Origin of the sequence: Hyphomicrobium sp., assembly GCF_036780825.1 — a bacterium.
GTDB lineage: Bacteria > Pseudomonadota > Alphaproteobacteria > Rhizobiales > Hyphomicrobiaceae > Hyphomicrobium_C.
This window is the reverse complement of record NZ_DAIQCD010000014.1, coordinates 20571-35056: the sequence shown is the minus strand read 5'-3', so window position 1 is coordinate 35056 and position 14486 is coordinate 20571. Positions and strand designations below refer to the sequence as shown.

14 protein-coding genes are annotated in these 14486 nt (G+C 62.5%); 11 read left to right on the top strand and 3 right to left on the bottom strand.

The window, feature by feature from the left end:
* The first annotated feature begins 313 nt into the window (after positions 1–313).
* From V7P99_RS08075 to V7P99_RS08040, 8 genes are read left to right on the top strand one after another with little or no spacing between them, the layout of a single operon-like run.
* Positions 314–1435: an NAD-dependent epimerase/dehydratase family protein gene (locus V7P99_RS08075; protein WP_442909888.1), complete on the top strand. Its 1122-nt coding sequence runs from the start codon at positions 314–316 to the stop codon at positions 1433–1435.
* Positions 1432–2520, top strand: coding sequence for an NAD-dependent epimerase/dehydratase family protein (locus tag V7P99_RS08070; protein WP_333794288.1), 1089 nt, complete (start codon positions 1432–1434; stop codon positions 2518–2520). The genes V7P99_RS08075 and V7P99_RS08070 overlap by 4 nt, the downstream gene beginning before the upstream one ends.
* Positions 2517–3800, top strand: coding sequence for a TIGR04295 family B12-binding domain-containing radical SAM protein (locus V7P99_RS08065; protein ID WP_333794287.1), 1284 nt, complete (start codon positions 2517–2519; stop codon positions 3798–3800). Before V7P99_RS08070 ends, V7P99_RS08065 begins: the two co-directional genes overlap by 4 nt.
* Positions 3801–3829: 29 nt before the next feature.
* Positions 3830–4927: a glycosyltransferase family 4 protein gene (locus tag V7P99_RS08060; RefSeq protein WP_333794286.1), complete on the top strand. Its 1098-nt coding sequence runs from the start codon at positions 3830–3832 to the stop codon at positions 4925–4927.
* Positions 4924–6042 carry a CgeB family protein gene (locus V7P99_RS08055; RefSeq protein ID WP_333794285.1) on the top strand — a complete coding sequence of 373 codons (1119 nt, stop codon included), beginning with the start codon at positions 4924–4926 and terminating at the stop codon, positions 6040–6042. Before V7P99_RS08060 ends, V7P99_RS08055 begins: the two co-directional genes overlap by 4 nt.
* A complete protein-coding gene (locus tag V7P99_RS08050) occupies positions 6042–7136 on the top strand; it encodes a CgeB family protein (RefSeq protein WP_333794320.1) in 1095 nt (364 codons plus the stop codon). The genes V7P99_RS08055 and V7P99_RS08050 overlap by 1 nt, the downstream gene beginning before the upstream one ends.
* Entirely contained in the window at positions 7133–8245 is a 1113-nt protein-coding gene (locus V7P99_RS08045; RefSeq protein ID WP_333794284.1) for a CgeB family protein, read from the top strand. Before V7P99_RS08050 ends, V7P99_RS08045 begins: the two co-directional genes overlap by 4 nt.
* 32 nt (positions 8246–8277) lie before the next feature.
* A complete protein-coding gene (locus V7P99_RS08040) occupies positions 8278–9315 on the top strand; it encodes a UDP-glucuronic acid decarboxylase family protein (RefSeq protein ID WP_333794283.1) in 1038 nt (345 codons plus the stop codon).
* A gap of 4 nt (positions 9316–9319) precedes the next feature.
* On the opposite strand, the gene V7P99_RS08035 is transcribed toward V7P99_RS08040, so the two are convergent.
* The 3 genes from V7P99_RS08035 to V7P99_RS08025 are packed head-to-tail and all read right to left on the bottom strand — an operon-like array spanning position 9320 to position 11851.
* A complete protein-coding gene (locus tag V7P99_RS08035; RefSeq protein WP_333794282.1) occupies positions 9320–9820 on the bottom strand; it encodes an HAD-IIIA family hydrolase in 501 nt (166 codons plus the stop codon).
* Positions 9817–11550: a hypothetical protein gene (locus V7P99_RS08030; RefSeq protein ID WP_333794281.1), complete on the bottom strand. Its 1734-nt coding sequence runs from the start codon at positions 11548–11550 to the stop codon at positions 9817–9819. Before V7P99_RS08030 ends, V7P99_RS08035 begins: the two co-directional genes overlap by 4 nt.
* A 34-nt stretch (positions 11551–11584) precedes the next feature.
* The gene (locus tag V7P99_RS08025) at positions 11585–11851 is read right to left on the bottom strand and encodes a hypothetical protein (protein WP_333794280.1); all 267 of its coding nucleotides are present in this window, start codon (positions 11849–11851) and stop codon (positions 11585–11587) included.
* A 114-nt stretch (positions 11852–11965) separates the two neighbouring features.
* Between V7P99_RS08025 and V7P99_RS08020 the strand changes: the two genes are divergently transcribed.
* From V7P99_RS08020 to V7P99_RS08010, 3 genes are read left to right on the top strand one after another with little or no spacing between them, the layout of a single operon-like run.
* Positions 11966–12655, top strand: coding sequence for a histidine phosphatase family protein (locus V7P99_RS08020; protein ID WP_333794319.1), 690 nt, complete (start codon positions 11966–11968; stop codon positions 12653–12655).
* The gene (locus tag V7P99_RS08015; protein WP_333794279.1) at positions 12652–13449 is read left to right on the top strand and encodes a TIGR04290 family methyltransferase; all 798 of its coding nucleotides are present in this window, start codon (positions 12652–12654) and stop codon (positions 13447–13449) included. The genes V7P99_RS08020 and V7P99_RS08015 overlap by 4 nt, the downstream gene beginning before the upstream one ends.
* Complete coding sequence (locus V7P99_RS08010) at positions 13446–14450, top strand: glycosyl hydrolase (protein WP_333794278.1); 1005 nt, start codon at positions 13446–13448, stop codon at positions 14448–14450. Before V7P99_RS08015 ends, V7P99_RS08010 begins: the two co-directional genes overlap by 4 nt.
* Positions 14451–14486: the final 36 nt, after the last annotated feature.

Genomic DNA, 14486 nt, shown 5'->3' with positions numbered 1-14486 from the left:
GACGACGCCAGCTAAGTTCCTGCAACTTGCATCCCTTATTTGTACAGGCCGTGTGTTTTCTCTCCCGCCGCCACTCACGATATTTGTGCGATATCGCACCATCGGCATCTGTTTCGTCCCCATTCGTTGTACGGAAGCGTACGTAGCTTTCGATGATTTTTGCCGCCCTCATTGAACATCGGAATATTTGCGCATTGTTTTCAACTCACTGCGGTGCGCGTTCTTTGCCGTTCCGCGCCTTCAAGCCGGCAGGAACTTACCTTGCCATTACGGATTACGACTCCAACCCCACGCGCATTCTGGAGCATCACCCGTGGCTAAAGAGAGAGTTTTGGTGACTGGTGGAGCTGGGTTTATAGGACGGCATGTCTGCCGCGCACTGCTCGAGCGCGGCCATAGCGTCATCGTTCTCGACGATTTCATTGAGCAGGTGCATGGCGAAAGTGACGGGACGGGACTTTCGCGCGACATCGAACTCATTCGAGGCGACATTCGTCATTGCGAATTGGTGAGGCGCGCGCTTCGCGGCGTCGATGCCGTCATCCATCTGGCAGCCGAGGTTGGCGTTGGGCAAAGCATGTATGCCGTCGAGCGCTACGTGAGCGTAAACGACTGCGGCACCGCTGTTCTGCTCGAGGAGCTGGCCCGGTCACCCGTGCGCCGCATCGTGGTCGCGTCATCGATGAGCATCTACGGAGAGGGCCTCTACCGACGCACCGATGGTCAGATCTGCGAACGCGTCGATCGCCAAGCCGAGGCGCAGCATGTCAACGGCCAATCGTGGGATCCCGTCGATCTCGACGGAAGTCCGCTGGAGCCGCTGCCAACACCCGAAACCAAACCACCCACCTTGGCATCGGTCTATGCATTGACGAAGTTCACGCAGGAGCGGCTCACGCTGTTGCTCGCCCGCGCTTACGGCATGGAAGCGTGCGCGCTCCGGCTGTTCAACGTGTTCGGACCCGGCCAGGCCCTCTCCAATCCATATACGGGCGTGCTCGCGATTTTCGCTTCTCGTCTTTTAAACGGCGAGCGTCCGATCGTGTTCGAGGATGGCCGACAACGACGTGACTTCGTTCACGTCGAGGATGTCGCCGACGCCTTCGCCGCATCCCTCGAGAGACCGGAGGCCAACGGCAGCATCCTCAATATCGGAAGCGGGCGAAACTACGCGATCGGTGACGTTGCGAGACAGCTTGCCGTGTCGATGCGCCGGACGGATCTCGCACCGGAAATTTTGAACAAGGGGCGTTTCGGCGACATCCGCCACTGCTTCGCAGATATCAGCAGGGCACGGCGGGTGATCGATTACCAGCCCAAACGATTTCTCGAGGACGCGCTCGCGGAGCTGGCAGCCTGGGTCCGGTCACAACGGGCGCGGGACCGCGTCAACGAGGCAAGAAGCGAACTTGAGGCGCGAGGGCTCGTGGCATGACGCAGACCCGACGTGCTGGCCGAACGAGATGCAAGCCCGTCATTATCACGGGCGGTGCCGGCTTCCTGGGATCGAACCTCGCCCACCGCCTTTTGCGTATGGAAACGCCGGTCCTGATCATCGACTCCCTCGCACGTCCCGGCGTGGAGCGAAATCTCGACGAGCTCAAACGGCTCAAGTCGCGACACCTCTCGATCCATATTGCCGACATACGGGACGAGAGCGCAGCGCAAGCAGTAGGGGAGGCATCCGCGGTCGTCCATCTGGCGGCGCAAGTCGCGGTGACCGCCAGCATCTCGGATCCGATCACGGATTTCGAGGTCAACACGGTCGGCACGCTGCGTATGCTCGAGGCTGCACGGCGCTGCAGCGATCCGCCCACATTGCTACTTGCCAGCACCAACAAGGTCTATGGAGACCTGAGCAATCTTTCTCTTGTGCGAGCCCGCACCGCTTATCTGCCTTTCGACGCGGCGATCCGAACGTTTGGCATCGGCGAAACCTGGCCCCTCTCCTTCCGCACGCCCTACGGCTGCTCGAAGGGCGCCGCCGACCAGTACGTCCTGGATTATGCGCGAACGCTCGGCCTTCCGGCTGCCGTCTTCCGCATGAGCTGCATTTATGGGCCCCGCCAGCTGGGCACCGAAGACCAAGGATGGGTCGCCCATTTCCTGAACCGAGGGCTGGAGGAGCAGCCGATCACGCTCTTCGGAGACGGTAAGCAGGTTCGGGACATCCTTTTCGTCGACGACGCGGTCGAGACGTATGCGCGCGCGCTCGCGGCGCCTCAAGCCGTGACGGGACGCGCCTTCAATCTCGGTGGCGGACCGGCCAATGCCGTCAGCCTCAATGAGGTTTTGTCCTTCATCGAAGGCGTTATCGGCCGGCCTCTTACGATTATGCACGCTGACTGGCGCCCAGGAGACCAGCTCTACTACGTCTCGGATACGCGCAGCATTCGCAACGCTCTCAAGCTTCCCGCACCGACGCCCTGGAAAAGCGGCGTCGCCAAACTCGCGCGCTGGCTCGTGGAGCAAGGGCCAGCCTCGCGCCATGAGCCGGTCGCCGTCGGAGGTGCAGCGTGAAAGTGGCCGTGGTCAACCCGTCGTGGCGCTTCAAGGGCAGCACTTACTTCGGGTGCACCTCGCCTCACTTGCCGCTCGAGCTCGGATACTGCCGCGATCGGCTCACGCGAGCGGGCCATGAGTGCCTCCTGGTCGATGCGCACCTCCTCGGTTTGCGGAACGATGACGCAGCCGAGATCGTCGCGCAGTTCGCTCCCGATATGACCGTCACCACCACAGCGCCGTCCTATCTTTTCTGGCGCTGCGCACCCCCAGAGCTCACCGTGCCGCGGGCCTTCCTCGATCGGCTGGGCGCACGCGGCGGCAGGCGCGTGGTGGTGGGGCCGCATGCGTCCGTAACACCGCAGACAACCCTGCGTAAGCTCAACGCCCACATCGCGGTGCGTGGCGAATGCGAAGAAACGGTGGCTGCACTCGCGGAGCGGGCTCCGACCGAGGTCATTGGCGTCGCGATCGCAAGCGGGGATGATATCGTTGTGACGGGCCCGCCCCAGTCGGCACGCTTCACCGATACGCCGGCATTGCGGTGGGAGCGCGCGCTCATTGACCGCCATCGCCATCACCACCACCGCTTCGAAGCGCCTGCCGAAGGGCCTGGTGCCGAAGTCGAGGCATCGCGCGGATGCCCGTATGCGTGCACGTTCTGCGCCAAGCTCGATTTTCGTGATCGCTATCGGAAACGGGACCTCCACCTTCTGCTCGAAGAGATCGACGCGCTCATCGAACACGGCGTGACCTACCTCTATTTTATCGACGAGATCTTTCTTCCCGACCGAGCATTGCTCGAAGCACTGGCCACTAGATCCATCGCCTTCGGAATCCAGACCCGCATCGATCTCTGGAAATCCGACATGCTGGCTTTGCTCGGCTTGGCCGGCTGCGTCTCGATCGAGGCCGGCGTGGAAAGTCTGACCGAGAGCGGGCGTGAGAGTCTGGCCAAGAAATGCCGGCTAACCACGGAGCAACTGACCGAGCTGCTAATCATAGCGCGCCAACACGTGCCGTTCGTACAGGCAAATCTTCTCAGCATAGCCGGGGACGATGCTGGAGCCGTCGCCCGCTGGCGGCAAGAGCTTGAGCGGCGCGGCGTCTGGGCCAATGACCCGGTGCCACTTTATCCCTACCCGAGCTCCCCCGACTATCGCCGCTTGTTCGGCGAACCGGACGATCACGCGTGGGAACGGGCGCATGCCTATTACCTCAATCAGTTTTCTCGCTTCAGCGATGTGCAGGACGAGCATCCGCTTCCGCTCGATGAATTGGAGGCACAATGTCGCTAGCAACCTCCTTAAGGCGACCGAAGCGCATCATGCTGACCACAGACACGGTGGGCGGCGTCTGGCACTACACGCTCGAGCTCACGCGGGCGATGAGTGCCGCAGGACTGGACGTCGCCCTGCTCACCTTGGGACCCACACCACGCACCGCACAGCTCGATGAGGCTTATCGCTCAGGCGCGCGCATCGTGGATATCACCGACATGCCGCTCGATTGGACGGCCGGCGCGGAACGCGACCTCGACGAAACGTCCCGCGCGCTGAGGCAGCAAGCCCAGTTATGGCATGCGGATCTCGTGCATCTCAATGCGCCAGCCTACGTCGGCCTCGAGCCATGGCCCTGCGCGGTCGTCGCCACGATCCACTCCTGTGTCGGAACGTGGTGGACCGCCGTGGAGCAAGGAGAAATGCCGCACACTCTGGCCTGGCGCGCCGCGCGGACTGCCCTTGGCATGAAGGCCGCCGATGCGGTGATCGCACCGAGCAGGTCGTTCGTCTCCGCACTCACAGCTTTGTATGGACCTGCGGTCGCCGCGACCGTGATCCACAATGGGCGCGGCAGTTCGAGCCTCGCTCCTGCAATACCGGGCGAGACCGTGCTGACGGCGGGGCGCCTCTGGGATCGGGGCAAGAACATCGTGCTTCTCGATGCGGCGGCGGAGATCGCAGGCCTAACGATCTTCGCAGCCGGTGCAGATACTGGGCCCAACGGCGAGCACGTCACCCTGCCCCATCTCAAGATTCTCGGCTCTCTCGACGAGACTCACATGGCGGCCTGGCATGCGCGTGCCGGCATTTTTGTCAGCCCGTCTCTTTATGAGCCGTTCGGGCTGGCCGTGCTCGAGGCCGCACGCGCGCACACCGCCCTTATCCTCTCCGACATTCCAACGTTTCGCGAGCTGTGGGATGGCGCAGCGATGTTTATCGATGGGGCCGATGCACAAGGCTTTGCCGATGCAATCCGCCGCCTGCAGGAAACCCGTTCCGAGCGGCTTCGCCTTGCGACCGCAGCAGCCCACCGTGCGGCCGAGTATACGCCATCCGAGATGGGGCGCCGGACACTCGCAGTCTATCAACGCGTTCTGGCCTCACGGCACGGGCTTCAGCTTGCAGGAGGGCTGAGCGCGTGAAAATCGTCTATTTCACTCACTCCCTCGTCTCGTGCTGGAACCACGGCAACGCGCATTTCCTGCGCGGACTTCTGCGAGCCTTGAAAGACCGCGGGCATACCGTTCACGCATGCGAGCCTCAGGACGGCTGGAGCCGGCGCCATCTCGCCGCCGAACTCGGCGCCGATCCCGCCGAGCGCTTTCTCGCGCGCTTCCCGGATCTCGATATCGTCTCGTCCTACACCGCGCTGCACGATGCTCAAGCGCTCGTAGACGGCGCTGATCTCGTCATCGTGCACGAATGGAACGATCCCGCTCTCGTTGCCGCACTTGGTCGAATGAAAGCGCGCGGCTCCGCACGCTTTGTCCTTCTCTTCCACGATACGCACCATCGTGCCATCAGCAGCCCGGACGAGATCGCAGCGCTGGACCTCTCAGGCTATGACGGCGTACTGGCGTTCGGCCGGTCGCTCGCCGATGTCTATCGGCGCGCCGGCTGGGGCTCCCGTGCATTCGTGCTGCACGAGGCGGCGGACACGGCGCTGTTCCATCGACCTGCGCGGCCCGAACCAACCGATCGCCACGGTGTCGTGTGGATCGGCAACTGGGGCGACGGCGAGCGCAGTGAAGAGATCGCCAGCTACCTGTTGAGACCGGCCCGCACGGCCGGCATCCCAATCGACATCTATGGCGTGCGATACCCGGAAAGCATCATCCCTGCCTTGCTGCATCACGGGGCATGCTACCGCGGCTGGATCGCCAACGACGAGGTTCCCGCCGCCTTCGCGCGCCATCTATTTACAGTCCATGTTCCGCGGCGCCACTACGCGGACCGCCTGCCGGGCATACCGACCATTCGCGTGTTCGAGGCGCTTGCCTGCGGTCTGCCGCTGCTCTCGGCACCGTGGGACGACAGCGAAAGTCTCTTCGATATCGGAACGGACTTCCTCATGGCTTTCTCGGAGGAAGAAACATCGCGGTGCATGCGCGCGCTTGCCGCCGATGCCGGCCTTCGACAGACCCTGGCCGAGCAGGGGTTGGCGACGATTTCGCAGCACCATACATGCCAGCACCGCGCCGATGAACTCCTCGCGATCGTCACACAAGTCAGTCGCAGCCTCGAGGGAGTGGCATGATGCATATGGCATTCTTCGGCTCGAGCCTCTTGTCCAGCTACTGGAACGGCGCCGCAACCTATTATCGCGGCATTTTGAAAGCGATGGCAGACCGCGGTTGGAGAATCACCTTCTACGAGCCCGACGCCTTCGGCCGCCAGCAGCACCGTGACATCGATCCTCCCGACTGGTGCGAGGTGATCGTGTTCGAGGCCACGGCCGAAGCAGCACGCAAAATGCTGGCACGCGCGGCCGAGGCTGACGTCGTCATTAAGGCCAGCGGGGTCGGTGTTCTCGACGACGAGATCCTTACCGGAACCGTAGCGCTCGGCGGTCTCGGCAGGGTTGCGCTCTTTTGGGACGTCGATGCCCCTGCGACCCTCGCTGAGATCTCCCAGGATCCACAGCACATCTTACGAAAGAGCGTACCTCGATTGGCCGGGGTGTTGACGTATGGCGGCGGAGAGCCGGTCGTCAGAGCCTACATGCAGGTGGGCGCAAAAATCTGTGTGCCGATTTATAATGCGCTCGATCCTACCACGCATCATCCGGTCGCGCCGCAAGAACGCTTCCGCGCCGACATCGCCTTCCTCGGAAACCGGCTTCCGGATAGGGAAGCGCGCGTCGAGACCTTCTTCTTCGAGGCCGCCCGCCTCCTCCCGGAGCGCACATTTCTTCTCGCGGGATCGGGATGGGAGCCGGACGCCCTGCCGGCAAATGTTCGTCTCATTGGCCACCTGCCGACCGCAGATCACAACGCATTCAACTGCTCCGCACGCGCCGTTATCAACATTTCGCGCAGTTCCATGGCCGCCACGGGCCATTCTCCTGCCACCCGTGTCTTCGAGGCGGCCGGCGCGGGAGCCTGCCTGATCAGCGATCGCTGGGCCGGCATCGAGCAGTTCCTAGCTCCCGGAGAAGAGATTTTGGTGGCTGACGACGCCCGCGAGATCGCTTTCCTCCTCGAGACGCTGAGCGCCGAGCGCGCCGGAGAGATAGGCGGGAATGCACGCCAGCGGGTTCTCAGTGATCACACCTACGACCAGAGAGCCAAGACTCTCGACATGTTTCTCGGCACCCTCCTCTCACACAACAGAGTGAGCGCGATCGCATGAGGATGCATCTCAATATCGTGGTTTTCGGCCTTAGCCTGTCGTCGTCCTGGGGCAACGGGCATGCGACCACGTACCGATCCCTGCTGCGGGCGCTGGCCCAGCGCGGCCACAACATCGTGTTTCTCGAGCGCGACGTTCCCTGGTATGCCGACACGCGCGATCTCCCAGATCCGGACTACGCGACTCTGCTGTATTACAGCGACGTTGGCGAACTCGAGCATCACCGCAGCCGTATCGATTGCGCCGACCTGGTCATCGTTGGCTCCTATGTTCCGGACGGCATCGCGGTCGCAGATTGGGTGCTCAAGACGGCGACAGGAACGGTCGCTTTTTACGATATCGATACGCCCGTGACTCTGGCCGATCTCGAGCGCGGGGCGTGTGCCTACCTCTCTCCCCCACAGATCTCGCGCTATGATCTCTATCTCTCCTTCACGGGCGGGCCGCTCCTCAAGACGTTGAAGCAGCGATGGCGCGCGCGCACGCCCGTGGCATTCTACTGCTCCGCCGATCCCGAACTCCACGTACGCCAGCGGCCCGCGCGCCGCTGGGCGTTGGGCTATCTCGGAACCTACAGCGCCGACCGCCAGCCGGCTCTCGAGCGCCTGCTGTTCGAGCCAGCCCGAAACGCCCCGCATCTCCAATTCGTCGTTGCCGGCGCACAGTATCCAAACACCATCTCCTGGCCCGATAACGTCATGCACGTCCCCCACGTGCCCCCATCGGAGCACGCGCACTTCTACGCAAGCGTGGATTGGACGCTCAATATCACGCGCAGTGACATGCGAGCCGCCGGATATAGTCCGAGCGTCCGCCTTTTCGAGGCGGCAGCATGCGGAACGCCGGTCATCTCCGATCCATGGCCGGGCCTCGAGAGCTTCTTCGAGCCGGGCGTCGACATCATCGTCGCCGACGATGGCGACGACGTGCTAGCGGCACTGTGCAGCTCTGAAAGCTTTCGCCTAAACGTAGGCGAAAGAGCCTGGAGTGAGGTTACGGCGGCGCATACCTCCGCACATCGCGCCGCGCAGCTCGAGGCTCTTCTCCTCGGAGACACGATGCAGGCTCGCCCGAACGCGCTTGGCCGGGAGGAGCGATCGCGATTTTGACCGAACTCGTAGGAACTGATGGAGACGAAGAAATGCAAGGAAGGGCTGCAGATCGGAGGGTTATCGTTGCCGGGGCGGCTGGCTTCATCGGTTCGCACCTTTGTGATGCCTTGATCGACCACGGATTTTCCGTCGTCGGCCTAGACAATTTTCGCACCGGCCAGGCCGAGAATATTGCGCATCTTCTCAACAGTCCCGGCTTCCGCTTCGTAAACGCGGACATCATCGATCCACCGCCTCGATCCCTCAGAGCCGACATTATCTTCAATCTGGCGTGTGCCGCCTCGCCTCCCCATTATCAGGCGGATCCGATCCACACGATGATGACGAGTGTCGCCGGCACGCGCAACCTGCTGGCCCTTGCGGCGGATACGGGCGCGAGATTCGTCCTGGCCTCCACGAGCGAGGTCTACGGCGATCCGCTGCGCCACCCGCAGCGGGAGGATTATTGCGGCAACGTCAACCCTATCGGCCCGCGCGCGTGCTATGACGAGGGCAAGCGAGCTGCCGAAGCTCTCTCGTTCGATTATCTGCGCTCAGGCCTTGTGGAGACGTGCGTGGCGCGCATCTTCAATACCTACGGCCCGCGCATGCGCGCCGATGACGGGCGCCTCATCTCCAATGTCGTCACGCAAGCGCTGAGCGGCGACGATATCTCCATCTTCGGCGACGGAACACAAACGCGGTCCTTCTGCTACGTCGACGATCTCGTAGAAGGCCTGTTGGCCCTGGCCCTGACGGGCGCTCCGCCCGCCAGCCCGATCAATCTTGGCAATCCAGCCGAGATCACGGTGGCGGAGGTGGCCAGGCTCGTCCTTGAAATGACAGGGTCGCGCTCACAGCTTGCGGCTCTTCCCCTACCGGTGGACGATCCACGCCGCCGCAAGCCCGATGTCAGCCTCGCGAACCGGCTGCTCGGCTGGAGGCCCACGACACCGCTCCGCGAGGGTCTCGCAAAGACCATAGAATGGTTTTCCAGAACGCAGAACAGGTGGGGCAGAGCCGAGCCGGTTCGAGCCAGCCGGCGAGCCCGGTCTCACAAGCCGACAGACGTCGCGCGAGTGATATAGACCATTACGCGCCCCGCGGATCGGAGCCAAAGAACTCCTGCGCCCAGGAAAATTTAATTCCTGCCCGGTTTGCGGCTTCAGCATCAATCCGCTGATCGCCCACGTAAAGGGCTTCCGTGCACGACACCGAGAACTTTCTCAGAAGCTCGGTAAGCATGCCGGGATTGGGCTTTTTCCGGCTACACTCGGCCCCGTCGGGACAAATGCACATTTCAATCTCGAGGCGCGCGGGCGGTGCGATACCAAAAGCCTCCTCGATCGTATCGACGATCATGCCGCGTGCCTGCGCCTCGCTAACGATACCAGCTCCCACGCCGGGCTGGTTGGAAGCTATCCCCAGCCAAGGGGACTCGACAGACCAAGGAATTGCACGAAGCACTTGAGCGACGTTCGGCATCAAGCTCCAGTCTCCGACCGCAAGCGGATAACGCCGGCCAGGCGTGTGCATCCAGCGAAGCGTGCCATCGACATCGAAAATGAACAGTTTGGGACGGGCGGGCATCATCGCGTGTTCTCACCGATGACAGCCAACTCGCGCTCCAGCCGGCCGCGATAGAACGCGACGGCCTGGTCGCGATTGCTCTCCGCACCGCAGAGCGACGCGACACCGGCCCGAAATGCCGCATAGGCGGCCCGGTAGCAGGCAAGAGCCGTTTCAAAACATCCCGACAGCTTGACGCAGGCAAGAACCTCGGCGGCCTGATGATGATCCAGCCGCCATTCAACCATCATGCCCGCCACATCCCAGAGAATGCTTTGAGGCCCGACCACCGTATGATCGAAGTCGTGTCCCGCGGCATCGGTCTTGAGGATCCGGCCGTCCGCAGTTTGTATCCATTCGTGAGGGGCCATGCGACCATCACCGTAGGCTGGCATATTGGTTTGGTGGAGTTCACGCGCCAACATGCGGCCGATCGGCCGCGCCGCCTCGCAACCCCTCGGACCGAGAAGGCATTCGGAATTTCGACAGAGAATGTCTGCAAGACGCCGACGCGCCGATGCATCGGCGTCCCGGGTGAGCGGAGGATTGCAGCTCTCGGCAATGTAAGCGGCTACCTGCCCAAGAACGCGTGGCGATCCGTCCTGCGGAGTAAGCCTTCTCCCCTCGATCCAGGGCACGGCAATCCATCCCTCCTTGCTCCCGTTGGGTTTCGGCGTCAGCCCGCGTTCTCCGAGACTGCAGAGCCTTGTCTCCACCGCTTCTGCAGAGGTCATGATTGGCCCCTCGCCGGGCGACGGGATCAACGTGAACCCTGCGAACTTCCAAAGCGTGGAGCCTGAGGCGCCGCGCGCCAGCAGCTTCGGGATTTCGATGCGCGGGGCAAAAGCCGGCGGCAGTGTGCCGGCAAGGCCAGCCATGGAAAGCCAGCCACCCAAACCCACGCCGACAACGTCGCTCGCGCCGTGAAAGCTGGCCATCGCATCAACCAGCGTTTCACGGCCCATGCGGAGAGCTGAGAGTTCGGTGGTGTAGGTCGCCGTGCTTTGCCAGCGCCGCCGGACGTCCATGGAGGCTTGTTGCCCTGGGCCGTTCCTGTGCGCGGCAAAGAAAGAAATCGCGCGTGCCGGCACACCGCGCCGTTCCAAGGCATCGGCCACAGCGGCCATGGATGATCCTGATAGGCCCGGGCCCTCGTCGATGACGATGGCAGCGTCCGGCTGTCTCGCGATGGGCGGGATCTGGACGACACGCGCGAAAGGATGGCCATGCGGCCGCACCGTCATAACGCGCACCTCACAGCCGCGCCTCCTAAGCGTAGCAGCGACGACAGCCGCAAGCGTCGTTCCAATGCTACGCAACCCAATGGCGAGAACACGCTGCCGACGCGGGCGCGCCGAAGCCCATTCTAACGCGGCGCCGATATAGGCATCCGGGTAAACCGCGTACCATGCGAAGCCCTCCGGGATTCGTATGGAACACGGCGTTGGCGCAGCGTCGATGGCCACCTCGAGTTGCTCTACCGCGGCCTGGATCTCGGACAAACCGGTCGCACTCCCTTTTGTCGATAGGGAGACATCGACGAACGAGCGGGCGCAAAGGGCCGTGAGGTGATGGGCATCACCCGTCCATTCCGCGTCGGCGTCGAGGGCTCCTTGCTCGATCTGCCCCACCAAAACGAGCAGGACGCGCAGTTCGGAGAGCGTCATTGCGGAGTTTCGCTTCAGGCGGCGCTTCAGCGTGCGAAGCATCTCACCTGCTGAGAGATCCGACCTGCGATCGGCGTACACAAGCATGGGAGAGGTGCTCCCGCTCTTCGCAGGCGGGCGTTTACCGCTCGACGAACTTGTTGAAGCGGCTTTGTTCACCGCCCGCTGTGGTGTCCTGATAGAGGAACGCCAGATTGCTGGCGTCGAAGATCTCGAAAAACTTATCCCATGAGATCTCCTGCAGCGTGCTGTCGGGCTCGCGAAAATCCACCCGCAGCACCCTGCTCCCACCGTGCTTGGTCTCCTTCACCAGGGCGGGACGCCCCTTGCGGCTCTCGATCCATTTGCGGATTTCGTCGTGATCGGTGGTCTTTTGGCTCGTGGTCATGGCCACACTCCATTGACGCTCTCACATTCCAATCAATGCAGCTTGCAACGGTTCCCTCAGTCTCCGACGAGGAACAAAGGCCGTAAACGTCACGTTTCTCCCTGGTCTGGTTGCATGCACCGAGGCTTTAGAGCGCCAGACTGGGAATGCGAAATGCCCACTTGCTTGCTTGTCAGACATGCGGCCACGAACGATGGCACCGCGCGCCTCTCCGGCCGATCCAGCTCCTCCCTTTCCGACGCGGGACGCAACCACGCCGTTATGCTGGCACGGCGGATACCGAGAGCCGTCGATGCGGTGCATTCCAGCCCCCGGCCACGATGCCTCGAAACCGCGTCCCCCTATGCCTCCGCGGTCGATCGGCCAATCATCGTTGATGAAGCACTCGACGAGATCGATTTCGGCCGATGGGCCGGGCGGCGGTTCTCCGAGCTCGCGGAAGAGCCTGCCTGGCGGCTCTGGAATGAGCAGCGCAGTGCAACCTGCCCGCCCGGTGGGGAAACGATGGCAGACGCGCAAGGCCGGATCCTCCGCTACCTCGCGGATCTTCGCCACACGATTGAAGGCACAATCGTCACCGTCACCCATGCGGAGCTGATTCGCGCCGCCATCCTTCACTGCCAATCGCTGCCGCTCGACGCGTGGAACTCAGTGGATGTGCCGCTCTGCTCTGTGACGACGTTCGTCATTACACGAGGCGGAGGAATAGTTTTGCAAGGCCAAGGGTGCCCTGTCCGCGAGCTGCTGCACGACCGCATCGAAAGCGATGGAAGACGCGCCGTCTCAGAGGAAGGATTGCGATGAACCAGCATTGTCTGACGCCTTACGGAGGCAGGGATGGAGCCAGCGAGACGGAAACAGACGCGCTCGAACGTGAGATTGCAGAACTCGGACAATGGTTCCATAACATTCGTCTGGGGCAGATCCAGACGGCACCGGACCATCCGCTCGGCGATTACCCGGCGATCAAATGGCGTCACTTCAAGCATGCTCTCGCAGATAGAGTACGAAACCGTACGGTTCTGGATATCGGGTGCAACGGCGGCTTCTATGCGATTGAGATGAAGCGGCTAGGGGCCCAGCGCGTAGTCGCGATCGATTTCGATGAGCGCTATCTCGCCCAAGCTCGTCTCGCCGCTCGTGTCAGCGGAATCGATATCGAATTTCGCAAAATGTCTGTGTACGATATTGAACAGCTCCGCGAGCGGTTCGATATCGTCCTCTTCATGGGGCTTCTTTATCATCTGCGCCATCCTCTGCTTGCACTCGATCTCATTCACGAGCACGTGGCTGGCGACCTCCTCATTTTCCAATCGCTCCAACGTGGCTCCGTTGAGAGCGAGCCGGTAGCAGCGGACTACGAGTTCTCCCAGAACGAGCATTTCGATCGGCCGGGCTACCCCAAGCTTCACTTCGTCGAGCATAGGTATGCAGGGGATCCAACCAACTGGTGGGTGCCCAATGCGGCCTGCTCCGAAGCCATGCTGCGGAGCGCCGGGTTTGAGATTCTGGAGCGCCCGGAAGCCGAGGTTTACATCTGCCGCCGCCACACGGCCGGAAAGGATCTCACATGTGCTGCACGCCGAGGTCAGCCATGATCGAGGCCGCAATGATATGGAACGAACCCAACAACAAGTCGCATTGGGATCTCGAGCTCGATCCCGCGTGGGAACGCTTTGCCGCTATGGCCGCCTTAACCGGCCGTGCCATCGGGCAAGCCAATCCCCGGCTCAAACGGGTGCTCGGCGGCATCTCTCCCATCGATCCGCAGTTCCTGCGCAGGATGGAAGCCTTCGGCGCACTCGATGAGGTCGACATCGTAGCCGTCCATGGCTTCCCCCTGGACTGGAACTTATGGATGATCGACGAATGGCCGGAGAAGCTGGCTGAGATCAGGGCAGTGACGCGGCTTCCCGTCTGGGTCACCGAAGTCGGGGTTTCTTCCTTCGGCGCCGAGGAGGTCCAGGCCTGGGGCCTCAAGCGAACGGCCGAGCTGTTGATCGGCAGTGCCGAGCGCATTCATTGGTACAGCCTCTTCGATCTTCCCAAGACTTGGGAAGCGACGACACGGCACAAGGAGGCGGAAGGCTCCTCTTACTATCGCCACTTCCACATGGGGCTTCTTGACGAGCACGGACGCCCGAAGCAGGCGCTCAAATCCTTCCCGGCGTTCACGCCAGCGCTCGGGATCTGCCAGTGGTTTCATTTCGAAGATCACCGCTTGGAAACCGCGATCGACTGGATGAGACGTCTCGGCGTACGTCACGTGCGCACCGGACTATCATGGGCCGATAGCTTCCGTCCCGGCGCGATGGATTGGTTCGACCGCCAGATGGCCGCCCTCGACGAGTTCGACGTCACTCTCACCTTCTGCTTCACGCCCGAGCACCGCGGCCTTGCACCCCATCATGCAAGCCCCCCTCAATTCATCGAAGAGTTCGCCGACTTTGCCGCCGCGATGGTCCGTCGCTATGCGCCGCTGGCTGGCTGCGATGCAGCCGCCGTTGCAGCGGCGAGCACTCATAAGCCCGCGACGCAACCGAGCGGCTTCGCACTTTCGAATGCGAGGCAAACGGCAACACAACCACCGCGGAACTAGCGCGACCTCGGCGCATTGCCCAAAGTGCAGGAACCC